At 68.9% G+C, this 22197-nt stretch carries 21 protein-coding genes; 9 read left to right on the forward strand and 12 right to left on the reverse strand.

The window, feature by feature from the left end; all coding sequences use genetic code 11:
• Positions 1-6: 6 nt before the first annotated feature.
• The 6 genes from ACTOQ2_RS28835 to ACTOQ2_RS28860 all read right to left on the reverse strand — a co-directional run bounded on the left by ACTOQ2_RS28835 (position 7) and on the right by ACTOQ2_RS28860 (position 3936).
• On the reverse strand, positions 7-243 hold the full coding sequence (locus ACTOQ2_RS28835; RefSeq protein ID WP_440103772.1) for a hypothetical protein: 237 nt from the start codon (positions 241-243) through the stop codon (positions 7-9).
• A 107-nt stretch (positions 244-350) separates the two neighbouring features.
• Entirely contained in the window at positions 351-869 is a 519-nt protein-coding gene (locus ACTOQ2_RS28840) for a hypothetical protein (RefSeq protein WP_440103774.1), read from the reverse strand.
• Positions 870-919: 50 nt separating this feature from the next.
• Complete coding sequence (locus ACTOQ2_RS28845) at positions 920-2062, reverse strand: helix-turn-helix domain-containing protein (RefSeq protein ID WP_440071383.1); 1143 nt, start codon at positions 2060-2062, stop codon at positions 920-922.
• Positions 2063-2439: 377 nt separating this feature from the next.
• A complete protein-coding gene (locus tag ACTOQ2_RS28850; RefSeq protein WP_440071382.1) occupies positions 2440-2640 on the reverse strand; it encodes a DUF397 domain-containing protein in 201 nt (66 codons plus the stop codon).
• Positions 2641-2651: 11 nt separating this feature from the next.
• Positions 2652-3494 (reverse strand): helix-turn-helix domain-containing protein, encoded by an 843-nt coding sequence (locus ACTOQ2_RS28855; RefSeq protein WP_440103775.1) that lies wholly within the window; start codon positions 3492-3494, stop codon positions 2652-2654.
• Between the two features lie 187 nt (positions 3495-3681).
• A complete protein-coding gene (locus ACTOQ2_RS28860; protein ID WP_440071380.1) occupies positions 3682-3936 on the reverse strand; it encodes a GntR family transcriptional regulator in 255 nt (84 codons plus the stop codon).
• 829 nt (positions 3937-4765) lie between these two features.
• Between ACTOQ2_RS28860 and ACTOQ2_RS28865 the strand changes: the two genes are divergently transcribed.
• Together ACTOQ2_RS28865 and ACTOQ2_RS28870 are read left to right on the forward strand one after the other, a co-directional pair.
• Entirely contained in the window at positions 4766-5140 is a 375-nt protein-coding gene (locus ACTOQ2_RS28865; protein ID WP_440071379.1) for a hypothetical protein, read from the forward strand.
• Positions 5137-5454 (forward strand): hypothetical protein, encoded by a 318-nt coding sequence (locus tag ACTOQ2_RS28870; RefSeq protein ID WP_440071378.1) that lies wholly within the window; start codon positions 5137-5139, stop codon positions 5452-5454. Before ACTOQ2_RS28865 ends, ACTOQ2_RS28870 begins: the two co-directional genes overlap by 4 nt.
• A 113-nt stretch (positions 5455-5567) precedes the next feature.
• Here the strand turns inward: ACTOQ2_RS28870 and ACTOQ2_RS28875 are convergent, their stop codons facing one another.
• Positions 5568-5948: a winged helix-turn-helix transcriptional regulator gene (locus ACTOQ2_RS28875; protein WP_440071377.1), complete on the reverse strand. Its 381-nt coding sequence runs from the start codon at positions 5946-5948 to the stop codon at positions 5568-5570.
• Between the two features lie 143 nt (positions 5949-6091).
• On the opposite strand from ACTOQ2_RS28875, the gene ACTOQ2_RS28880 reads away from it, so the two are divergent.
• Positions 6092-6499 (forward strand): RidA family protein, encoded by a 408-nt coding sequence (locus ACTOQ2_RS28880; protein WP_440103777.1) that lies wholly within the window; start codon positions 6092-6094, stop codon positions 6497-6499.
• 253 nt (positions 6500-6752) lie between these two features.
• On the opposite strand, the gene ACTOQ2_RS28885 is transcribed toward ACTOQ2_RS28880, so the two are convergent.
• Positions 6753-10082 carry a hypothetical protein gene (locus ACTOQ2_RS28885; RefSeq protein ID WP_440103779.1) on the reverse strand — a complete coding sequence of 1110 codons (3330 nt, stop codon included), beginning with the start codon at positions 10080-10082 and terminating at the stop codon, positions 6753-6755.
• A 478-nt stretch (positions 10083-10560) separates the two neighbouring features.
• Here ACTOQ2_RS28885 and ACTOQ2_RS28890 point away from each other — a divergent pair, with 478 nt between their 5' ends.
• On the forward strand, positions 10561-11397 hold the full coding sequence (locus tag ACTOQ2_RS28890; protein ID WP_440103781.1) for a GNAT family N-acetyltransferase: 837 nt from the start codon (positions 10561-10563) through the stop codon (positions 11395-11397).
• A gap of 250 nt (positions 11398-11647) precedes the next feature.
• On the opposite strand, the gene ACTOQ2_RS28895 is transcribed toward ACTOQ2_RS28890, so the two are convergent.
• The 4 genes from ACTOQ2_RS28895 to ACTOQ2_RS28910 all read right to left on the reverse strand — a co-directional run bounded on the left by ACTOQ2_RS28895 (position 11648) and on the right by ACTOQ2_RS28910 (position 16739).
• Positions 11648-12085 carry a GbsR/MarR family transcriptional regulator gene (locus ACTOQ2_RS28895; RefSeq protein WP_440103782.1) on the reverse strand — a complete coding sequence of 146 codons (438 nt, stop codon included), beginning with the start codon at positions 12083-12085 and terminating at the stop codon, positions 11648-11650.
• Positions 12082-12900, reverse strand: a complete 819-nt coding sequence (locus ACTOQ2_RS28900) for an alpha/beta fold hydrolase (RefSeq protein ID WP_440103784.1) — start codon at positions 12898-12900, stop codon at positions 12082-12084. The genes ACTOQ2_RS28895 and ACTOQ2_RS28900 overlap by 4 nt, the downstream gene beginning before the upstream one ends.
• A 102-nt stretch (positions 12901-13002) precedes the next feature.
• Positions 13003-14829 carry an ABC transporter ATP-binding protein gene (locus ACTOQ2_RS28905; RefSeq protein WP_440103786.1) on the reverse strand — a complete coding sequence of 609 codons (1827 nt, stop codon included), beginning with the start codon at positions 14827-14829 and terminating at the stop codon, positions 13003-13005.
• Positions 14829-16739, reverse strand: coding sequence for an ABC transporter ATP-binding protein (locus tag ACTOQ2_RS28910; protein ID WP_440103788.1), 1911 nt, complete (start codon positions 16737-16739; stop codon positions 14829-14831). The genes ACTOQ2_RS28905 and ACTOQ2_RS28910 overlap by 1 nt, the downstream gene beginning before the upstream one ends.
• 499 nt (positions 16740-17238) lie before the next feature.
• On the opposite strand from ACTOQ2_RS28910, the gene ACTOQ2_RS28915 reads away from it, so the two are divergent.
• The 5 genes from ACTOQ2_RS28915 to ACTOQ2_RS28935 all read left to right on the forward strand — a co-directional run bounded on the left by ACTOQ2_RS28915 (position 17239) and on the right by ACTOQ2_RS28935 (position 22126).
• The gene (locus tag ACTOQ2_RS28915) at positions 17239-18213 is read left to right on the forward strand and encodes a sigma-70 family RNA polymerase sigma factor (RefSeq protein WP_440103790.1); all 975 of its coding nucleotides are present in this window, start codon (positions 17239-17241) and stop codon (positions 18211-18213) included.
• Positions 18214-18268: 55 nt separating this feature from the next.
• Positions 18269-19036, forward strand: a complete 768-nt coding sequence (locus ACTOQ2_RS28920) for an alpha/beta fold hydrolase (protein ID WP_440071368.1) — start codon at positions 18269-18271, stop codon at positions 19034-19036.
• A gap of 148 nt (positions 19037-19184) precedes the next feature.
• A complete protein-coding gene (locus ACTOQ2_RS28925) occupies positions 19185-19388 on the forward strand; it encodes a DNA-binding protein (RefSeq protein ID WP_440103791.1) in 204 nt (67 codons plus the stop codon).
• Positions 19389-19633: 245 nt separating this feature from the next.
• On the forward strand, positions 19634-21244 hold the full coding sequence (locus ACTOQ2_RS28930) for an ABC-F family ATP-binding cassette domain-containing protein (RefSeq protein WP_440071366.1): 1611 nt from the start codon (positions 19634-19636) through the stop codon (positions 21242-21244).
• 63 nt (positions 21245-21307) lie between these two features.
• A complete protein-coding gene (locus ACTOQ2_RS28935) occupies positions 21308-22126 on the forward strand; it encodes a hypothetical protein (RefSeq protein WP_440103793.1) in 819 nt (272 codons plus the stop codon).
• Positions 22127-22197 lie beyond the last annotated feature (71 nt).

Genomic DNA, 22197 nt, shown 5'->3' on the forward strand with positions numbered 1-22197 from the left:
CCTTCGCTACAGCTCTGGCACATTGGCTTCGACGAATGCGGGAGCCAGCAGTCGGATGCGTCCTTCCTCCAGGTCGCCGGCCAGCGCGCGCACGGCCATCTGCACGCCGGCGGCACGTGAAGAGCCGAACTGGTCCCACAGGAGTTCGCAGCCTTCGGCTACGACGTCGCAGATCTGCTCCTCCTGGGACAGTCGTTTGAACGTCGGGCGCAGGTTGTCGCCAGTGGCCATCATCAGTCGCATGACGTCACCGGCGTCCTTGTCGGCCAGGCGGTGAGGTGGTGCAGTGCGCTCGTTGAGCCTGTCGCGAAGCTTGAAGGCTTTGGCGATGAGCAGCGAGGCCGGACCGGCTACCTCGATCGCGAGTTCTCGTGGGTCCCTCCCGGTTCGAGGCTTGGCACCTGCAACGGGGAGTGATCAAACAGCGTGGCCTCAAGCCCGAGGATACGCCGGGTGGCTTTCTCGTCGTGTGGGGGCAGGGACACCCTGCGGCGCTTCTTGTTGCCAGGGGCAAATGCCTCCGGCACGAGGAGGTCCACCTCAATGAGGTGGCTCTGGCCGCTGATCATTTCCGCGCGGAACCATTGTCCTGGGTTACCGGAGGCGGGCAGTTCGAATCCCGCACCGCGCATGGCCTCGTTGAGCAGAGGCTCGTCCAGGACGAGCTTGGGATTGAGGCTCAGATCAGCGTCGCTGGTATAGGGGGAACTGGCCAGCACGACGCCGGTTGTTCGCAGATGCACTGCCTGGGCGCCGACCAGGACGATGGCATTGGAGTGTTCGTGGAGTGCCTGTAAGGCGTCCAGGAGGACCCGACGGGCCACGACGGTGAGTTCATTAAGATCAACCCCCTCGGGGATACGCGCCATGTGAGGTTCCTCCAGCTCTTTAAAACCCCAGCTCATCCCTATGGCTGAGGTCAAGGCAGAGGGAACTCTACGCCGTCAAGGTCATCCAAGCGCCACGTTTTCTCGTGGTCGCGCATGTAGTTCAGCACCGCCTCCCCGGCGGTGGGCAGTCGACCAGACCCCGACAGGGAGTCCAGCACCAGTTGGCTCAACGCCACGTGGGGCAGACCGTTGACCTGGCGAATTCCGGAGAAAACGCTCGTATCGGGAGGTTGAAGCAGCAAGACGTCGGCCCCCTGGTTCACCGGGAGGAGACCCTGACCTTCCACCAGACGAGCGGTGGCCTCCTCGGTGGCATAGAGCATCGCCTGGCCGCCGATGGCCAGGGGGGCCACCGCCGCAGCTGCGAGCGGTCCGGTGAGGGCCATCGAGGTACGAAGCTTCTGGTGTTCAAGCAGCCTGCCGATGAAGGAGTCCAAGCCGTTGGGGGCGAGGAACCCGAGGAAGCGCCCTGGTCTCAGCAGGGACGTTTCAGAGGCGCGCAGGCGTAGGAGGGCCTCCCAATCAACCTTGACGACAATTCTGTTTCGGCGCCTGATAATCGCCTCCTCTTCTAATGCGTCCAGCAGACGCGAGACATAGGCGCCGCTCAGACCGGTCGCCTCCGCGAGCTCGATCGCCCGGTAGGGAGGGTGGACATCAGCCAGGACGCGGACCAGGCGTCCGGCGCGTGCGCCGCTCAACCCACGCTGAGCACCGGCTGTACGTGGTCGTGGATTCCGTGCGGCGCCCTGGGTTTCAAGCACTATGGCTGGTTGATTCATCCGGAAGGAGACGTTGCCGGTCAGGTCGATGTAGCCGCACTCCCAGCGAGACAGCAGGGTGCGCGTCTGCGGACTGATCCATGGAGCGATGACCAGTACAGCGGCGTCCTGACTGAGGCGGCGCATCAACGAAACCCGGGGCAGTAGCTCTCGCTCCAGGAGAACCGGGGTCCAACTCAGCTTGGCTTCTACCAGGACACGCCCGGTGAGGCTCCGGTCAGGGCTCGTGATGGTGACCAACGCGTCATGTCCGAGGTCCTCCGCCCGGAGGGAGTCGGCTTCCAGTGTCACTTGCCATTGCTGTCCCAGCATCTTGCGCAACCGGTCGATTCCCAGCTCCAGAAGTTGCTCTGGAGTACTGGGGAATCCACTGTCAGGGGTGCGCGTCATGACTCCAGGGTGACATGGCAAGCGTTGGGAATGCATGCCGAGTTGCCAGAGACGGCGAGTTGCCAAAAGTTGGCAACTCCCCGTCTCTGGCAACTTTGACCAATCGGGGTGGCCTTGGCGGCTGCAGGACAGTCGAGGGAAGCTCAGCGGGCGCTGGGGCGCGTTCAGTCCGGTGCTGATGTACGGGTTGGTGATGGCCTCGTCAAGGCAGGCCGTATCGTTGTTCGATCATTCTCTATATTCGGCATGCCGGAATTGCGATATATCCGAGAGGTGACGGATTGACCACAAAAGGTCACCATAGAGATTTTCAGGCGAAGATTTGCGCTTGCCGCACGGCTCCTGGGCGGCCTTGGCCGTTCGGCCCTTGCGTCTGGTCAGATTTCTCCGCTGCGGATGCCCGTCAGGAAGTCGTTCCAGGCTGTGGGGGAGAAGGTCAGCATCGGGCCGGACGGGTCCTTGCTGTCGCGGACAGCGACGAGGCCGGGCAGGTTGGTTGCGACCTCCACGCAGTCGTCTCCGTTGGGGCCGCTGTAGCTACTTTTGATCCAGGTGAGGTCGGGATGGATGGATTCCATGATGCTCGCCTCTACTTAAGGTGATCAATGAGTTTGGCCAGGTACGTGGCGGAAACCTCCGCACTGAGTGCCGACGCACGCGCATGGTCGAATATGAGCGTATAACTACGCAACTCTTCAGTGGTCTCCAAGTACAGGTCGCTTGTGGCCGTCTCCACGTAGACGATCGAGCCATCTCCTTCTTTGAAATCGAGAATCATGAACGAGCCCTCCATGGCGGCGTGTGCGCCAGCGGCATCAGGGAGGACCTGGACGGTGATGTGATCCCGTGCTGATAGCTCGATCACATGCTCCAACTGCCGCATCATGATCTCTGGGCTGCCGACCACCTTGCGCAACGCCGCCTCGTCGAGGATGACCCACAGGTTGGGCGGATTGTCCTGTCGGAGGATCTCCTGCCGGGCAAGACGTGCCTCAACGCGCCGGGCAATGAGGGTTTCGTCCATGACCCGGCCTCCTCGGAAGATGGCGGTCATGTAGTCCGGCACCTGCAACAGTCCGGGGATGAACAGGGCCTGGTAGGCGCGGATGTCGATGGCCGCCGCCTCGAACCCCGCGAGTGAACCCCTGAACACGTCGCTGTACTTCGACCACCAGCCTTTTTCGCGGGCTTGGCGGGCAAGGGTGAGCACGGCGTCATGCATGGCCTTGTCGGTAACGCCATAAAGGTCGAGCAAGGCACGAATGTTCGCCAGATCAGGCCTTACCCACCTATTTCCCTCCATGTAGGTCAATTTCCCTGGCGACCACGCCAAGTGCCGAACGACCTCTTCAGCGGTGAGACCAGCCGCTTTGCGTAATTTGATGAGTTCGGCGCTGAGTTGCCGTCGGCGCACCGTAGGACTGTTCTTCACACCGGACCTCCCTCAATCAAGTCTCCAGAGAGAAAATATTTTGAGGCAATAAACTTTGAGGCTTGAAAGTTGGCCGGGTCACGGTTCACTATGGACCCACCACCCCCTGACTCAGAGTGAGGACACCATGACAGTTGGAGGTCGACCCCCGCAACGGCTCTGCCTATTCGATGTGGTCGTGGTGGGGTCAGTCCTTCTCGTCGGCGGGTGTCCTCGCCGGGCTGACGAACGACCCGATCTGCGGGACGGTGTAGACCACCCCCTGGTCACGGAGGTAGGCGACCACCTTCCTGGCCGTGCCCCGGGCGATGCCGAACTCCTGCACCATCTGCACCTCGGAGGGGATCAGATGGCGCGGCGGGTACTGGCCGCTTTCGATCCTCGCTGTGAGGGTTTCCGCGACCTGGATCCATATCGGCCGATCGCGCTCGAACTCGATCATGGAGAGACGATAGACGGTCATGCTCATGGACGCTCATATGAGTACGAGCATGGACGAGCACATGTGGAAAAGGGCTGTGGAGGCTCGGAATCCGCTTCAAGACCAATAAAGCGGACCCGCCCGGTGCTGGAACACCGTGACGGGTCCTTGATCAGGAAGGCAGTCCTGACCCGTGAGCAACCCTAGTGCTCCCGTTCTCGACAGGCAGGCGGTCGGTGGTTGCGGCTGTTTCGCCGATACGCCGCCGATGCCGATGGGCTGTGCCACCTGCGGGCACGCCCCCTACGCGCACGGCTGTCCCGACCGGCCCGCCGACCACGAGTACGCCCAGCCGTCCGCCGCCCTGCTGGATGTCCGGTTGCGGGTCCGCCGGACCGGGGACCGCTCGCTGTCCTGTTTCGAGTCGCCCGCTCCCGTGGCCCCGGCCGGGACGATCCCGCCGGTGCCCGTCCAGCGCCGTCCCGATCAGGCCTCGCCTGCCCAGCGCCGTCCTGAGCAGGCCCCGCCGGTCGTGCCTGCCGTACCGGCGTCGTCATCCGGGCGGGGGCACTGCCGCCTGAGATCGGCCCGCCCGTCCAGACCCGCTCTCACAGACATGCCCCGGTCCGGCCCCACCGACCTGTCCCGGCTCGGCCACCGGCGCCATCTCGTGCCCCGTCCGAGACGAGCAACCACCTGCGCACCGAACCGAGTTTCGCTCACCCCGTCTCCGTACCGGCCTCCCGGGCGGTGCGGCGTACCCCTCCAGATCCTTCCCTGCTTCACAGAGCGGGCCCGTCCACCGCTACCGACGACCGGACGGGCCCTTGATCGGATGGAGGTCCAATCAATGAACGATGGTAGGCCCGCCCACCCGGAGCCGACCAGGCCCGAGACCACGATCCCCGGCTGGCGGCTGATTCTCAGCGACGCCGGCCGCCTCTGGGCCAGCCGGGAGGAGCCCTTCTCCCCGGCCGCCTGCGACGCCGGAGCCGAACGCACCGTCGACGGCGACAGCCTGGAGGCGCTGCGGGCCGAGGCCGACCGGCAGGAGGCCCTCGCCTTGGAAGCTCAGGAACGAGAGGCTCAGGACCGGGAGGTTCAGGACCGGGCGGCACGAGAGCAGGAGACTCTTGCCCCACAGGAACAGGCCCCACCGGAGCAGGCCCGACAGGAGCACGCCCCGCAGGAGCAGGCAGAGCAGGCCGAGCAGGTGATCATGTGATCCGCCGCTGCCTGAGCGCCGCGCGCGGGCGTCACCGCGACGGTCAGAGCATCACCCCGGTCCCGCGCTACACCTGGGACCACGACGCCCGCGCCGAGGCCGCGATGCTGGAGATCACCCGGCCGGGATGGGCGGTCCTGTACGGTACCGGCAGCCGGCTCTTCCACGCCATCGCCACCTGGCCCACCCCCGAGCCGCTGATCATCTGTGACCGGACCGTCGAGGGCCTGAAGGCGCAGATGCGGGAGGCTGAGACGAGCGCGCTGTACCGCTGGGCACTGACCTCAACCTCGGCCACCGTCGGCCACTTCTGAGCGGGCATGGCGACCCCATCCCTTCCCCGGTCCGGGGGCGCCGTGCCGTCGAAGCCGTATCGCGTAAGGATGAGGCGCGGTATGTGACGGGGGTGAGCCGGCGCTTGCTCGGGTTATGCGTCGAAGCGGCGGCGGGAGTCCTCGATGTGGCCGAGGTAGCGGCTGGTCCAGTCGCACATGCCGTCAACCGTCTTCCGTAGCGCCTGGCCCGACTCGAGGAGGGTGTACTCGACCCGTGGCGGCACGGTGGGGTGCACCTTCCGCTCGACCAGGCCGTTGCGCTCCAGCATGCGCAGGTTCTGGGTGAGCATCTTGTGGCTGATGCCCTCGATCTCGTTCCGCAACTCGCCGAAGCGCAGGGTGCGTTCCCCCAGGGTCTCGATGATCAGGAGCGCCCACTTGTTGGCGATGTCCGAGAAGATCTCCCGCGCCAACGAGTCCGCGCGTGTCAGGTCCGCTTCCCGGGGCGAGCCGCTGAACTGCTTGGTCACCATGAGGTTCCCCAGTCACTGAAAAGTGCGTTCTTCCATGTCAGTGGACACTCTCTTATGGTTTCCAAGTAACCACAAGAGACCGGGAGCGCCTTGGGTCGCTGGAAGCGGAGCCCGATGGCTCTCCCGACGAGGGAGCGGACAACATGGCCATCACCCTGGTGAACCCCGCCGGACTGCCGGAGATCGACGTCTACCGGCAGGTGTCGATCGCGACCGGGTCGAAACTGGTCTTCGTCGCCGGGCAGGTCGCCTGGGATGCCGACGGGGTCACGGTCGGCGAAGGTGACCTCGCGGCTCAGGTCGAGCGGTGCTACCTCAACGTCGGAACGGCCCTGGCCGAGGTCGGTGCCTCCTTCGACGACGTGGCGAAACTGACCGTCTATGTCGTCGACTGGACCCCCGACAAGATGCCGCTGTTCCTGGAGGGGCTCGCTCGGGCGGCCGCGAAGCTGGGGGTCACCCCGATGGCCCCGGGCACGCTGCTGGGCGTCGCGGCCCTGTCCGTGCCCGAGCACCTGGTCGAGGTCGAAGCTACCGCGATCATCGACTGAACAGATGCTTCTCCGTGTGAGTCGAGGGTCAGGTGCGGCGTGCGGCCCAGACGGTGCGTTCGGTGCGTACCGAGAGGTCGTCGCGGCGCAGGGTGCTGTCGGGACCGTCCGTGTCGAGCAGCCGGTCGAGCGCGGCCCCGTCGAACCACCCACGGCCACTGAGGCCAACTGAGAAGTGGTATCCAGGCCACGCTTCTCAGTCAGTTCTCAATGATGGCGGGCTCCTGCGGGCTCCTGCGGGCTCCAGCGGGGGTCACGTCCTGCCGGGGGTGATCCCGTACCGCCGGAGCCGTTCGGCCTCGCCGGCGCGGCCCAGCCGTCTCAGCAGGCCAATTGCCTGCCGCAGGGCGCCGGGGAGTCCCAGCTCGGCGGCGCGCAGGTAGGCGAGGACCGCCCTGTCCGGGTGGCCGGTCTCGCGCAGCAGGACGGCGGTCCAGGTCAGGGCGCCGATGTCGCCCGCCTCGGTGCGGGCGCTCAGCCAGGTGAGGGCCTCCTCCGCCCGGCCTGTCTCGTACATCAGGTCGACCGCGTGGTCCAGGGCGTCGGTGTCGCCGGTCTCGGCGCGGGCCCGGAGCCAGGTGATCGCCTCCTCGGAACGGCCCAGCTGGTACAGCAGGGCGGTGAGCCGCCCGAGGGCGCCGACGTCGCCGGTCTCGGCGCGGGCCCGCAGCCAGGTGACCGCCTCCTCGGCCCGCCCCGTCTCCTGGAGCAGCTCGACCGCCTTCCACAGGGAATCGGTGTCGCCGGTCTCGGCGCGGGCCCGCAGCCAGGTGATCGCCTCCGCGGTCCGGTCCGCCCGCTGGAGCAGCTCGACCATCCGCCAGCCGGCGTCGGCGTTCCCTGCGTCGGCGGCGTGCCGGTAGGCGGCGAGGGCCTCCTCGGTCCGGCCCGTCTCCTGGAGCAGCTCGACCATCCGCCGGCCGTCGCCGGTGTACCCGGCCTCGGTGGCGCGCCGGTACGCGGCCAGGGCCTCCTCCAGGTGACCCTCCCGGTGCAGCAGGGCGGCCATCGACCAGTGCGAACCGGCGTTTCCCGCCTCGGCGGCGCGCCGGTGGGCGGCGATCGCCTCCGTGGTCCGCCCCGCCCTCTCCAGGAGGTGTGGCAGCAGGTCGAGGGCGGGGCGGTCGCCGGTCTCCGCGCGGGCGTACAGCCAGGTGATCGCCTCCCCGAACCGGTTCGACTCCCGCAGCAGCTCGACCGCCTCTTCGAGGGCGAGGCGGTCGCCGGTCTCGGCGCGGGCGCTCAACCGGGTGATCGCCTCCTCGACCTGTCCCGTCCGCCGGAGGAGGCCGATCGATCGCCAGTAGGCGTAGGTGTCGCCGGTCTCGGCACGGGCGCTCAGCCAGGCGATCGCCTCCTCGGTCCGGCCCGTCTCCTGGAGCAGCTCGACCGTCTTCGAGATCGCGCGGTGGTCACCCTTCTCCGCGCGGGGTTCCAGCCAGGTGATCGCCTCCTCTGCCCGTTCCGACTCCCGCAGCAGCTCGACCGCCTCCCACAGGGCACCGGTGTCACCCGTCTCGGCGCGGATCCGCAGCCAGGTGATCGCCTCCTCGGTCCGTCCCATCTCCCGCAGCAGGGCGACGGCCTGCTTGAGGACGTGGCCGTCACCGGTTCTCGCGGCGCGACGGCAGGCGGCGATCGCCTCCTCCCTGCGGCCGGTCCTGTACAGCAGGGACGCCAGCCACTCCGGGGCGTCGACGTTCCCGGTCCTCGCGGCGCGCAGGTAGGCGGTGAGGGCCTCCTCGTGGTGTCCCGCCCTGTCGAGGAGCGCCGCGGTCCAGACGGGAAGGCCGGCGTCGCCGAACCAGTCGTGGGCCCACAGCCAGGTGAGCGCCTCCTTGACCCTTCCCCCGTCCACGAGCAGGGCGATCGCCTCCCTCGGAGCATCGGCGTCTCCCGCCTCCGCGGCGCGCAGGTAGGCGGCGATCGCCCTCTCGCGGTGTCCGGCCCGGAGAAGGACGGCGGCGCGCCGGCCGATGGCCTGGGCGTTGTCCGGCCCGCCGTGGATCCGCAGCCAGGTGAGCGCCTCCTCGGTACGTCCCGTCTCCCCGAGCAGGGCGATCGCCTGCCGAGGGGCGTCGGGGTCACCGGCCGTGGCGGCGGCCCCGTACAACAGGAGGGCGTGGTGGTAGAGACCTCGGGCCCGGGCCTGGGCGGCGAGGCGCGGCAGGTCCTCGGGGCCGGCGTGGAAGACCAGCGCGTCCCACAGGGCCACGGGAGCGGGACGCGTACGGCGCTCGGCGCGGCCGAGTTGCTCCAGGTGGTCCGCCAGCCGGTAGCGGGGGTACGCGGACGGCTCGTCGCGGCGGGGGCGGACGCGCGTGAGGGGACCGTGAACACCGCAGGCGTAGGCCAGGGCCCGTTCGAACCAGTCCCGGGGCAGGGAGCCGTACTCGTAGCCGGTCAGGTAGTCGAACGCGGCGGTCTTCAGGAGGGCGTGCGGAAGGGCGGGACCGTGCCCCACGCGCCTGGCGTCCATGGCGGCCTCGATCACGGCCTTGGCCGGGGCGGGCGCGTTGCGGTACCGCTCCACCATGCCGGGCACGCCGGTCAGGTACTGGACGATCCGGCCCTCGCGGGCCCCGGCGTACGCGCGCTCCAGACGCGGATCGCCGCCCGCCGCGTCGCGCACCGCCTCCAGAGGGGAGCCGGCGAAATGATCGGGGACGTGGATGGCCGCGCCGGTCACCAGCGCCCGCGCCTGGGTACGGGGGTCGGCGCCGCCGCTCGCGGGAGTCGCGGTGAGGGCGGCCCAGTATTCGGGCCAGAGGGTGCCCAGGAGCAGCACCGGGCCGCGCTCCGGGTCGCTCACCAGGGCCCGCAGCCCGGCGGCGACGCGCTCGCCCAGGCCGTCGGCCGGGGTGAGCAGGTAGGACTGCGCCTCGTCGAGCCACACGACGGTCCGCGGCGCGATGGAGCCCAGAGCCAGGACGGTCGTCTCGGGACGGCCGCGATCGCCCGAATGCCACACCCGCCACCCGCCGGGCAGCAGCCGCACGGCCTCCCAGCAGGCCCGGGTCTTGCCGGTCGACGAGTCGCCGACCAGCATCGCGACCGCGCTGTGCCCGGCCACCGCCCGCCGTACGGCGGCGGCCAGGCGGTCGTCGTGGGGGCGCGGCACGTAGGCGGGCAGGCCGGGCATCCCAGCGGCCTCCGCGCCCGCGTCGATCGCCCGGTGCACCCCCAGCGAGAACGGGTCGGCGAGCGAGCGGATCGGCAGCCCGGCCGCCGAGGCCAGGCGGGCCCTCCTCCACAGCTCGCGACCCCGGCCGGCGGCCTCGACGGGGTCTCGCCGGGCCAGACGGGCCAGCACGGTGATGACGGCCGTCAGGTCGGCCTGGCTGGGAGGCAGTTCCGCCGAGGCCAGCATCCGGCGGACGGTGTCGCCTCCGGGGGCATCGGGGCCGGGGAGGTCGCCGGTGATTCCCTCGGCGATGTCGTCGAGAGTGGGGGCTCCGGCTTCCAGGTACAGCTCGTGCAGCAGGTCCCCGAGGTCACGGAGCGGTCCCTGAGGGGGCTGCGAGCGGATGAACGGGAGCGGCCGCCGCCGTACGTCGCCGCCGTTCTCATCGCCGTTGTTCATTTCTTCTCGCCACTCATCGCAACATCATCGCTCTCGATGGAGCCTGCGAAAGGTGTAGATCGACAATAATATGGTGACAAATATGCTTCTTTTGTAAGCGAAGGTCGGTTTCCCGATGGCATGGTGCTCGTGGGACGTGCTTGGATCGGAGTCGTCGATGCGGAAAGGGACCTTTCCACTGCATGAACCGATAATGGGTATTTAGACGTTTTCAGTGCATGTTCAGGGGATATTTCCGGGCTTGGCGAGCGAATCCGAAGGCCCCACCGAACCCGCCGGACCTGTGGAACAGGCCGGACGTGCCGAATGGGTCGGTGCCGCCGCTGGAAAGCCCTGCCCGCCCTGTCCCCGCCCTGCTCCCCGCACCGCCCCGTGCCCACGCTGTTCCGCATTGTCCCGCGCCGCGATCACGGTGATCGCGGCGATCATCGCGTAATGAAGTGGCGCCGGTCCATGAGCCCCTGTTTGGATGCGGGTCATGATTGCCACTGAAGGCTCGGGGGCCCTGCTGGACCTGATCGAGCACTACTACGACGCGGTTCCGCGACGCGAGGCCAGGGTCGAGGACCACGGGCCGCTCACCCTGTTCGTACGGGAGGGCGCGGGGTGGCCCTTCTACGCGCGCCCGGCCTCCGGGTGGTCCGGCCCGGTGCGGGCCGACGACGTGGCCAGGGTCCGCGACCGGCAGCGCGAGCTCGGGATCCCGGAGAGCTTCGAGTGGGTCGCCGAGACCACGCCCGCGCTTCGCGCCGCGGTCGAGGAGGCGGGGCTCACGGTCCACGAGCACCCCCTGATGGTGCTCGGAACGGACGCCGCGCCGGTCGCGCCGGAGGCGGTGCCCGGGTCCCCGGCAGTGCGGGTCCTGGGGGCGGACGACCCGGCGCTGCCCTCCGCGCTGGTGGTTCCCCACCTCGCCTTCGCCGAGCCCGGCACCCGCGTCGGCGCGGCGGACACCGCGGATCTGGCGGAGGCGGTTCTCGCCCGCGCCGGCGACGGCTCCCTGGAAAGCGGCGCCGCACGGGTCAGGGCGGGGCTGACGGTGATCGCCGCGGCCGTCGAGGGCGGTACGGCGCTGTGCGCGGGCCAGCACAACCAGGTCGGGGAGGTGAGCGAGATCGTCGGGGTCGGCACCCTGCCCGCCGCCCGCCGTCGCGGTCTCGCGCTCGCGGTCACCGCGGCGTTGATCGCCGACGCCCGCTCCCGGGGAGTGAAGACCGTCTTCCTGTCGGCGGGGGACGAGGACGTCGCCCGGATCTACGGCAGGCTCGGTTTCCGCCGCGCCGGCACGGCACTGATCGCCGAGCCCGCCGGCTGACGTCCCCGCTCGCCGGCCGGCGTCCCCGCCTCCCGCGAACCCGCTCCCGCCGGCCTGTCGCGTCTGACCGGCCTGCCTCCCTGTCTCCCCGCCTCCCCGCGGGCCCGCGTCCATCGGCGGCGGGCCGCTGGGTGGAGGCCGGTCAGGCGAGTTCGTCCAACCGGGCGATGGCGTCCTCGGCGAGTCGCGGGCCGGCCGCGGTGCTACCGAAATGCGGGCCAGTGCTCCGGCCTTCAGGCCGGGGAGCGCGTCAACTGCGGTATCTCTCGAGCATCTGGCTGCCGACATCGACATATCCGGCGAACAGCCCGATCACATCTCGGAGCCGGTCCTGCGCGGGACCGGGATTCACCAGGGCCTCGCCGTCGCGCAGGGCGGCGATCAGGGTCCTGGCCCGCGTATGGCTCGCCTCCAGCAGCGACTCGATCCCTCCCGTGGCTTCGACCAGGAGCCTGCGGCTGCCGGGCTGCGGGATCACCTTGGCGAGTCCCCAGGAGTCCAGCTGCCGCACCGCGGTGCTCACCGCTCCCTTGCTCAGCTGGAGCTCGGTGGCGATCGCGTCGAGAGAGGTCGCCTCCTCCGTCACCAGCAGCAGCCCGTAGACGCGGCCGGTCGCGTGGGGGAGGTTCCATGAGGCCAGCAGGTCACCCACCGAGGTGATGAACGCGCGACGCCTGGTCGCGCTCACCGCTGTGCCTGCTTCGACGTCGAGATCCTCCGCAGGAACGCCTCGATCGCCGCATTCACCGCATGAGGGTTGTCCTGGTTGGAGATATGACCCGCGCCGGTGATGACGACCTCCTCGACGCCTTCGGCCGTGGCCCACCTGGGCATCGCCGAGGTGATGTTGCCGGTACGGTCTCGCTCACCGCGAATCAGGCACAGAGGCACCGGCGTGCGATAGCCGGGGTCCGGGTCGAGGAACTCCACGGTCGCCCGCCACACCTGGACGAACTCCTCCTTCGACAGCTGGGAGAACGCCCGTCGCGCGTCTGCCCGCGCGCCCTCCGTCACCGCGGAGGCCTCGGCCATCATGCCCGGAAGGCGCCTGGCCGAGATCATCGACAGACTCGGCGCGGCCGCCTTCACCAGCAGACGCTCCTTCCACGACAGCGGTGCGGTGTTCCAGGTCGAATCGATGACGATCAGCGCCCGGGCGAGGTCCGGACGCCGCCGGACAACGGTCTGGCTGAGATTGCCGCCGAGAGACTGTCCCACGAGCACGGGCCGGTCGAGCGCGAGGTGCTCGATGAGCGCGCACAGGTCCGCGATCGCCCGCTCGGCGGTGAACCGGACACCGGCCGGGCGAGACAGGCCGTGGCCGCGCATGTCCCAGGTGACGACCCGGTATCCCCGGGCACGCAGGTACTCGCTCTGGGCGTCGAACATCACGTGATCGGCTCCGGCGCCGTGCGAGAACACCAGGGGCACACCGTCGCCACCGCTGTCGGCGTAGTGGAGAGCACAACCGTGCAGTGGGAGCACCGACGATATATTCACCATCTACTAAATATAGTGAATATATATCCTCGACGCAGATCACCCCTTCAGGCTCGTGGAGGGTCATGGTGACGCCGGAAGGACTCCCGGTTCGAGCGGCCTCGATCACGCGGAGCCCGCGACGGAGACGAACCCGGAACCGGGCCGGTAGTGGGGAGACTGGTGCCGGAAGTAGGTGTTGTAGACCTGGCAGTAGTGACCACCGCGAGCCAGCAGCGTGGTGTGGTCGCCCTCCTCGACGATCCGGCCGTGATCGAGCACGATGATGCGGTCGACGTGCTCGATCGTGGACAGCCGGTGCGCGATGACGATGGAGGTGCGGTCGGCCAGCACCCGGTCCAGGCCCTCCTGGATCTGGGCCTCGGTCAGCGGGTCGACGCTGGCGGTGGCCTCGTCCAGGACCACGATCGCCGGATCCTGGATGAGCAGGCGGGCCAGCGCGACGAGCTGGCGCTGGCCCATGGACAGGGCGCGGCCGTGCTCGCCGACGTCGGTCCGCAGGCCGTCGGGCAGGGCGTCGATCCAGTCGCCCCCGCCGACCGCCGCGGCCGCGGCGAGCACCTCCTCGTCGCCCGCCTCCGGCCTCGGGTAGCGGATGTTGTCGGCGACGGTGCCGCTGAACAGGAACGGAACCTGCGGCACCGCGCCGATCTGCCGCCGGTATCCGGCCAGGTCCAGCGTGCGGACGTCGCGATCGTCGATCATCAACCGGCCGTCCTGGAACTCGTAGAACCGGGTGATCAGCTTGCTGAGCGTGGACTTTCCCGCACCGGTGTGGCCGACCAGCGCGACGCTCTCGCCCGCCTCGATGGTGAGGTCGAAGTCCCGCAGCACGGGGCTTCCGGCTTCGTAGCCGAACGTGACGCCGCGGAACTCGATGCGGCCCGCCAGCCTGCCGACCGGCTGGGGGTCGGTCTGCACGACCCGCGGCGGGGCGTCGATCAGGGCGAAGACCCGCTCCGACGCGGACAGGCCCTGCTGGAACTGGGACCAGAACGCGGCGATGGAGGTGAGCGGGAACCAGAAGAGCGAGACGCCCTGCAGGAAGAGGAACCAGTCGCCGCCGGACAGGCCGCCGCCGAGCACGGTGGTGCCGCCCAGCTGGACGAGCGCGACCGTGGCCAGCCCGGCGACGAGGAAGAGCACGGGGAAGATGCCGGAGAAGACGAACCCCTGCCTGAGCGTCACCTGGTAGCTCTGCCGGTTGATGGGGCGGAACTCCTCGTAGACCCGCTGCTCCTGGCGGAAGTTCTTGGCGACGGTGATGCCGCCCATGGTCTCCTGCAAGGTGGCGTTCACCCGGCTCAGCGAGCGTTGTGCCCTGCGGGTGCTGCTCCGGGCGACCCGCCGGAACAGCAGGGCGATGCCCGTCACGATCGGCACCACGAGCAGGGTCAGCAGAGCGAGCTCGACGCTGCGCAGGAAGAGCAGGACCGTGACGAAGCCGACCATCAGCACCTGGCTGATCAGGTCCATCGTCAGGGTGGAGACGGTGGCGAAGTCGTCGGTGTCGGAGGTGACCCGGCTGACGATCTTTCCCGACGGGGTCTCGTCGTAGAACGACAGGTCACGTTCGAGCACGGCGTCGAACGCGTCCTGGCGGAGGTGCAGGACGACGTCGCCGGTCACCTTCGCGCTGTGCCACTGGCGGACGAAGTTGAACAGCCAGCCGAGCACTCCGGCGAGCAGCAGGCCGGCGGTGAGCTGCCAGCCCACGTCGTCGATCGTGCCGTCCTCGATCCCGTCCACACCCCAGCTGACCAGCAACGGCATGGCCGCCTGGCTCAGTGAGAACAGCACGATCATGACCGCGACCAGGATCATCGATCCCAGCTTCGGCCGGAAGTAGGACATGATCCGGCGAAGGAGGTCACGGTCGCTGTAGGTGCGGTCGTAGTCCTCGGCGTCGAGGCCGTCCATGATGAAGCCCATCAGCCCTGCGCTCCCTGCTCGCCCGCGAGGACCACGGCCGGGTCGGTGGTGTTGCCGGACACGGTGCCGTCGGTGCTGTCGGCCACGTCGACCTCGTCGTAGTGGGCGAAGATCCGCCGGTAGAGGCGGCTCCGGGTGAGCAGTTCGTCGTGCGTGCCGTAGTCGACCAGCTCGCCGCGGCGGAGCAGCAGGACCTTGTCCGCCCAGCGGATCTGGGAGAGCCGGTGGGTGATCAGCAGGGTGGTGCGCCCGTCGAGAACGCGGCCGATGGCCTGCTGGATCCTGTCTTCGGTGGCGGAGTCGATCGCACTCGTCGAGTCGTCGAGCACGAGGATCGCCGGATCCGTCAGCAGGGCCCGTGCGATGGCCAGGCGCTGGCGCTGGCCGCCGGAGAGGGTGATGCCGCGCTCACCGATGACCGTGTCGTAGCCGTCGTCGAGTTCGCCGATGAACTCGGCGGCCTGGGCCTCCTCTGCCGCCCGGACAACGGCGTCCCGATCCGCCCGCTGGCCCAGTCCGAAGGCGATGTTCTCGGCCACCGACCGGGAGAACAGCACGATGTCCTGCTCGATGGTGGAGATCTGGGAGCGCAGCGAGTCGAGGTCCCACTCGCGGACGTCCACGCCGTCGACCAGGATCCGGCCCGCGGTGACGTCGTAGATCCGGGGGACCAGCTTCGCCAGGGTGCTCTTGCCGGAGCCGGTCTCGCCGACGATCGCCACGGTCTCGCCCGGCCGCACGGTGAACGTCACATCGCGCAGCACCGGGTCGTCCTCCCCGTAGCCGAACGTCACGTTCTCGAAGACGATCGCCCCGCCGATCGGCGCGGCGTGGCCGTCGGCGCGTTGCCCGAGCTCGGTCTCGGTGTTCATGACGCTCAGGATCCGGCGGGAGGACACGATGCCGATCTGGACCAGGGAGAAGGTGAAGATCGACATGCTGGTCGGGAAGCCCAGCATGGCCACCAGGCCCATGAAGGCGACCAGCTCGCCGATCGTGACGGCGCCCGCGGCGTGCAGGTGGAGGCCGTGCCAGAGCGAGCCGGCCATCGCGAAGGCGAAGAGCAGGGTCGGCAGGTAGCGGGCCTGGACCAGGCCGTTGTGGACGAAGGAGTCGCGATAGCGCCGCGCCCGGGTCCGGAACCGCCGCCGCTCCTGCTCCTCCTGAGCGGTCACCTTGATGACCTCGATGCCGCGGACGGCCTCGTTCAGCCCGGCGTTGAGATCGCCGAACTGCTCCCGCATGCGGGTCGCCACCGGGTTGAGCCGTCTCATGTAGTGCCAGAGCGCGACCACGAAGGCGACCGCGAAGACACCGGGCACCAGCAGCAGCCGCGGATCGATCGCGGCGATGAAGACCAGGGGCACGAGGCCGCTCAGGCCGGAGTCGACGATCAGGTCGACGCCCGGACTGATCATGGTGGAGAGCTGCCGGATGTCGTTGGCCGCCCGCGCCATCAGGTCGCCGACCCGCTGCCTGTTGTGGAAGGTCTGGCTCTTGCCGAGCAGGCTGACGTAGAGCTCGTCCCTGGCGTCCCGCTCCAGCCGCTTGGCCAGGACCTCGCTGGCCAGCCGCGCCACGAGGTCGAAGGCGCCGCGCGCCAGCACGACCGTGAGCAGTCCCAGCGAGATCGCGCCCAGTGCCCGTGCCCCGCCGCCGTCCTCGCCCAGCACGGCGTCGAAGGCCGCGCCGGTGAGCCCGGGGACCATGGCGTTGAGCACGACCATGATCAGTGACGCGCCGAGGAAACCGGTCAGCTGGAGCGGATGGCGGCGAAGATGGGACCAGAGCCAGCGCACCGGACCCCGCCTGTCGTGCGGGCGGCCGGATACGGAGAACTCCGAACTGCTGGTGACCACGAGCTCGCCCCCGAGCGGATCGATGATGGGATCGAACTTGTTTTCTATCACCGGGCACCGACCGTTTCCCATCGCATTTTCCGGCCCCGCCCCGCCTCCGCTCCGGCCTCGCCCGACCCGGCCTACCCCGCCCCACCCCATGTCCGAGAGACCGGTTGGCGGGCACCCTGCGCGGGGGAACTCTGCGTTCGATGTAGTCGGCCGCGGGTTCCCAATGATCGGCATGTCCCTCGGAGTGCAGTCGCGCTGGAGATCGGTTTGCGGACGGTCGACCCGACGCGGACGACTTCATCGCTGACATCGCCGCCCACCAGAACCTGCTCGGTCTCTTCCATGCCTTCACCTGCCTTGCTCCGATAGAGATACGGAGGATTATTCGGTCTTCTGGGGAGGAAGCCGACACGTTCACCCGGTAGCCGGGGCCTGTGAGCCGGCCGGTCCGATGCGCCCGGGCGCGGGTGTGGCGTCCGAAGTGTTGGTGGCGGCTCTTCGTGGTGGGCATGCCCCTCGCACTTAGCCTGGAGCGGAGCAGGCCGCGAAGGGGAGTGATGTGAGCGATCTCGTGCCGTCGGAGGGGGAGCTGCGGCTGGAACGGCACCGAAAGGAGCTGACCGGCTACTGCTACCGGATGCTGGGGTCGGTATTCGAGGCGGAGGACGCGGTCCAGGAGACTTTGCTTCGCGCCTGGCGCGGTTTCGACCGTTTCGACGAGCGCAGGGCATCGCTACGGACATGGCTTCATCACATCGCGACCAACGTCTGTCTCGACATGCTCAAGGGGGCGCAGCGGCGTGCCCGCGCCATGGACCTCGGCCCTGCCTCGTCCCCGGGGCCGGCGCTTGGAGTGCCCCTTCCCGAGCAGGCCTGGGTGCAGCCGATCCCGGACCGCCGTGTTCTGGCGGAGGACGGTGACCCTGCCGAGCTCGCCGTATCGCGGGAAACGGTCAGCCTGGCATTCGTCGCCGCCCTGCAGCACCTGCCGCCCCGCCAGCGAGCGGTGCTGATTCTGCGCGATGTGCTGTGCTGGCAGGCGGCCGAGGTGGCCGAACTTCTCGGCACCACCGTTCCCTCGGTCAACAGCGCCCTGCAACGGGCCCGCGCGACGCTCGGAAAGGCCGGGCCGCCCGCCGCCGAACCGTACCGGCCACTGGATGGCGAGCAGCGGGCACTGCTGGCCCGCTACGTCGACGCGTTCGAGCGTTACGACGTCGAGGCGCTCGTCTCGCTGCTCCACGAAGACGCCACGATGTCGATGCCGCCGTTCGAGTGGTGGCTTCGCGGCCGGAAGGACATCCGCCGCGTGCTGGTCGGCTCGGCCGGCCCCTGCAGGGGCTCGCGACTCGTCCCCACAGTGGCGAACGGCACGCCCGCGTTCGGGCACTACCTACCCGACGGCAAGGGAGGGCACCGGCCGTTCGCGCTCCAGGTCATCGAGATCTCCGGGGGCCGGCTCACCGGGCTGACCTCCTACCTCGACGATCCGCGCCTGTTCTCTCTCTTCGATCTGCCGCCGGCTCCGCGATGAGTTTCGGTTGTCCGCGTCGTATCACCTGTCGACAGTCGGACGACACGGAGAGGACATGATCACAGTGGCTGACTACGTCGAGGTCAACGGCGTGCGCACGTGGTACGACGAACACGGCCGGGGAGAGCCGCTGGTGCTGCTGCACGGCGGTTTCAGCGATGCGAGAGACTTCACGGGGAACCTCGACACGCTCGCCGACCACTTCAAGATCTTCACACCCGAGCGCCGCGGTCACGGCCACACCCCTGACGTGGAGGGTCCCATCACCCTCGACCTCATGGTCGATGACATGATCGCCTTCATCGACAAGGTCGTCGGCGAGCCCGTGCACCTGGCCGGATACAGCAGCGGCGCGATGGTCGCGCTGGTGATCGCCCTGCGCCGTCCTGACCTGGTCCGCAGGCTGGTGCTCATCAGCGGGGGCTTCCATCACAGCGGCTGGATCCTCACGCCGTCGGCCGGAGGCGAGATGCCCGAGCAGGTCGTCGCCGCGTACGCCGAGGTCTCACCGGATGGCCGCGATCACTTCCCGGTCGTGGTCGCCAAGATCGTCGAGGCCGCCGGCGACTCCTTCTCGCTGAGCGAGGAGGAGTTGTCCACTATCAGCAGCAGAACGCTGGTGATGGCCGGCGACGACGACATCATCCACCTCGAGCACACGCTGGCGCTCTACCGGGCCGTCCAGGACTCCGAACTGGCAGTCGTACCCGGTACCTCGCACGTGCTCCTGCACGAGAAGCCGGAGCTGTGCACGCGACTGGCCGCCGACTTCCTGACCAAGGATCCGGTGCCCACCTTCGTGCCGATCAGGCGAGCACCCTGACTCAGGTCTTGCCGTGGCAGGGACCTGGGGTGTCGGGCCGGGGAAACCCGTCGGGAGCAATCACGACAAGGCGCCCTGGTCTGCCCCAACCCAGATATCTCAGATAAAACCACATGTCAGCAGATGCTTCAGTACAAGGAGTGACTCGATGGGAACCGAAGGCGAAACCGATCTGCCCAAGCTGCCCGCTCCGGCGCGACGGGCACTCGCCGGAGCCGGTTACGTACGCCTGGAGCAACTCGCCGAGCTCAAAGAGGCCGAGGTCATGCAGCTGCACGGCATGGGGCCGAAAGCGATGAACACGCTCCGCGCGGCCCTCGAAGAGCGTGGACTGTCGTTCCGCGACGGCTGACCCGAGCGAGAAGCCGTGATCTGGCGGCGCTCCCCCGCGTCGCTGGATCGCCGCCCGGGCCGGCTGTCGCGGAACGCCCGCATGCCACAGAGGTGTTCACACTCGACACGAGAGACGTCCGGCCCAGGTCCCGGCGTTCCCCCTCCTGCCGGGACACCGAGCCGCGCCGTACCCGGCGGAAATCGGGATGCCGGTGAGTGAAAACGGCAGGTACGCTGCGCGAGGACCTTTGGAGAGGAATCGTCGTGGGGCACGTTGAGGTTGGCCATCTGACATACGTCCTGCCGGATGGGCGGCCGTTGCTGGACGACGTGTCCTTCCGGGTCGGCGAGGGGGTCAAGGCGGCGCTCGTCGGGCCCAACGGGGCGGGCAAGACGACCCTGATGCGGCTGATCGCGGGCGACCTGCAGCCGGTCGACGGGAGCGTCGCCAGCTCCGGTGGCCTGGGCATCATGCGGCAGTTCATCGGCAGCATCCGCGACGGCAGGACCGTGCACGACCTGCTGGTCAGCGTCGCCCCGGGCCGCGTGCGGGAGGCGGCCGAGCGGCTCGACGCCGCCGAGCTCGTGATGATGGAGCGCGAGGACGAGAAGGCGCAGATGCGCTACGCGCAGGCCATCACCGACTACACCGACGCGGGCGGCTACGACATCGAGGTGCTCTGGGACACCTGCACCATGGCCGCCCTCGGCATGCCGTACGACGACTGCAAGTACCGCGAGGTCAACACGCTGTCGGGCGGTGAGCAGAAGCGGCTGGTGCTGGAGGCGCTGCTGCGGGGGCCCGACCAGACGCTGCTGCTCGACGAGCCGGACAACTACCTGGACGTGCCGGGCAAGCTCTGGCTGGAGCGGGCGCTGCGCGAGACGGCCAAGACGGTGCTGCTGGTCAGCCACGACAGGGAGCTCCTGGCCAACGCGGCCGACCGGATCATCACCGTCGAGTCGGGCAACATCTGGGTCCACGGCGGGGGCTTCCGCTCGTACGCGCAGGCGCGCAGGGAGCGCAACGAGCGCCTCGACGAGCTGAAGAAGCGCTGGGACGAGGAGCACGCCAAGATCAAGCGCCTGGTCCTCATGCTGAAGCAGAAGGCCAAGTACATGGACACCATGGCCGCCGCCTACCACTCGGCCCAGACCCGGCTGCGCAGGTTCGAGGAGGCCGGGCCGCCGGAGGCGGCGCCCAAGGAGCAGTTCATCAGTATGCGGCTCAAGGGCGGACGGACCGCCAAGCGGGCGGTGATCTGCGAGAAGCTGGAGCTCACCGGCCTGATGAAGCCGTTCGACCTGGAGATCTGGTACGGCGAGCGGGTCGCGGTGCTGGGTTCCAACGGCTCGGGCAAGTCGCACTTCCTGCGCCTGATCGCCGGGGAGGAGGTCAGGCACACCGGCGTGGCCAGGCTCGGCGCCCGGGTCGTCCCCGGCCACTTCGCCCAGACGCACGCCCGCCCCGAGCTCATCGGCCGGACGCCCTGCGAGATCGTGATGACCGAGCACGCCCGGCTCAAGAACGAGGCGATGAAGGTGCTGTCCCGCTACGAGCTGGCCGGGACCATCGCCGAGCAGCGCTTCGAGACGCTGTCCGGAGGCCAGCAGGCCCGGTTGCAGATCCTGCTGCTCGAACTGTCGGGCACCACCCTGCTGCTGCTGGACGAGCCGACCGACAACCTCGACCTGGCCAGTGCCGAGGCTCTCCAGGAAGGGCTGGACGCCTTCGACGGGACAGTGGTCGCCGTCACCCACGACCGCTGGTTCGCCGATGACTTCGACCGGTATCTGGTCTTCGGCGCGGATGGGAAGGTCTACGAATCATCCGAACCGGTATGGGACGAGGCCAGGGTTGTCCGGCAGAGGTAAAGACTCGGGCCGTTCCCGGCGTGTCCAGGTGGGCGGGAGGCCGTCACCGGTTATCACGGCTAGGTGACGCACAGCACCCGAATCGTCGGCGCCCTCGCCCTCCTCCTCCTCGTCGGATGCGCCGGATGCACCGACGACGAGGAGGAGACGAAGCAGGCCGCCGCGCTCCAGCCGATCGCGGTCAGGGAGCAGGCCTCGTCCATCATCAAGGGCGATGATGGGTACGTGGTGAACTGGGCCGGAGTGCTCGCCAACACCAACCCGTGGCACTTCGGCGAGCACGTCGTGGCCACCGTGGTGGCCAAGAACTCCGAGGGCAAGGAGGTCGTCCGGCTGGAACAGCCGCTGGACGCCGTGCCCCCCGCGGGGACGCTCCCCTTCACCGGCCAGGTGGTGACCCAGGACAAGCCCGCCGCCGTGAGCATCGCGTACCGCCCGGCGCGCTGGCACCAGGCGGGCCGGATCGTCTCGGCCTTCCAGCCCTTCCCGGTCCGCGAGGTGCTGACCGACCGCACGGCCGACGGCGACTATCTCGTCACCGGCTACGTCGGCACCCCGTACGTGATACCGGCCCGCAGCCTGGCCGTCACCGCGCTCCTGCGCGACAAGCGGGGCAAGCTGCTCGGCGGCGGGAGCACGTTCGTAGACAACGTCCAGGCGGGCCAGAAGCGCCGGTTCATCCTGCAGATCAAGAGCGTCGAGGACACCCGCGACATCGCCTCCGCCGAGGTGACCGCGCGCACCTGGGGGTCGAGCAGCCGCCCCTTCGAACAACTCGCCCTCGGCGGTTCGCTGCCCCTGAACACGGTCAAGCCGAAGATGCCGCCGTTCGTCAAGGACCGGGGCAGGCAGGCGCCCCTCGCGGGCGCCGCTCGTCCGTGACCGCCTGTCCGTGCGTCGGTCCTGGGCCGTCCGTCCGTGACCGCTCGTCCGTGACCGTCCGCCCACGGCCG

It is taken from the genome of Streptosporangium sp. H16 (assembly GCF_051918855.1).
Taxonomy (GTDB): domain Bacteria; phylum Actinomycetota; class Actinomycetes; order Streptosporangiales; family Streptosporangiaceae; genus Streptosporangium.

Coding starts and splice junctions, on each gene's coding strand:
- ACTOQ2_RS28835 (WP_440103772.1), bottom strand. CDS start 243: ATGCGACTGATGATGGCCACTGGCGACAACCTGCGCCCGACGTTCAAA.
- ACTOQ2_RS28840 (WP_440103774.1), bottom strand. CDS start 869: ATGGCGCGTATCCCCGAGGGGGTTGATCTTAATGAACTCACCGTCGTG.
- ACTOQ2_RS28845 (WP_440071383.1), bottom strand. CDS start 2,062: ATGACGCGCACCCCTGACAGTGGATTCCCCAGTACTCCAGAGCAACTT.
- ACTOQ2_RS28850 (WP_440071382.1), bottom strand. CDS start 2,640: ATGGAATCCATCCATCCCGACCTCACCTGGATCAAAAGTAGCTACAGC.
- ACTOQ2_RS28860 (WP_440071380.1), bottom strand. CDS start 3,936: ATGATCGAGTTCGAGCGCGATCGGCCGATATGGATCCAGGTCGCGGAA.
- ACTOQ2_RS28865 (WP_440071379.1), top strand. CDS start 4,766: ATGAACGATGGTAGGCCCGCCCACCCGGAGCCGACCAGGCCCGAGACC.
- ACTOQ2_RS28875 (WP_440071377.1), bottom strand. CDS start 5,948: ATGGTGACCAAGCAGTTCAGCGGCTCGCCCCGGGAAGCGGACCTGACA.
- ACTOQ2_RS28880 (WP_440103777.1), top strand. CDS start 6,092: ATGGCCATCACCCTGGTGAACCCCGCCGGACTGCCGGAGATCGACGTC.
- ACTOQ2_RS28885 (WP_440103779.1), bottom strand. CDS start 10,082: ATGAACAACGGCGATGAGAACGGCGGCGACGTACGGCGGCGGCCGCTC.
- ACTOQ2_RS28890 (WP_440103781.1), top strand. CDS start 10,561: ATGATTGCCACTGAAGGCTCGGGGGCCCTGCTGGACCTGATCGAGCAC.
- ACTOQ2_RS28900 (WP_440103784.1), bottom strand. CDS start 12,900: ATGGTGAATATATCGTCGGTGCTCCCACTGCACGGTTGTGCTCTCCAC.
- ACTOQ2_RS28905 (WP_440103786.1), bottom strand. CDS start 14,829: ATGGGCTTCATCATGGACGGCCTCGACGCCGAGGACTACGACCGCACC.
- ACTOQ2_RS28920 (WP_440071368.1), top strand. CDS start 18,269: ATGATCACAGTGGCTGACTACGTCGAGGTCAACGGCGTGCGCACGTGG.
- ACTOQ2_RS28925 (WP_440103791.1), top strand. CDS start 19,185: ATGGGAACCGAAGGCGAAACCGATCTGCCCAAGCTGCCCGCTCCGGCG.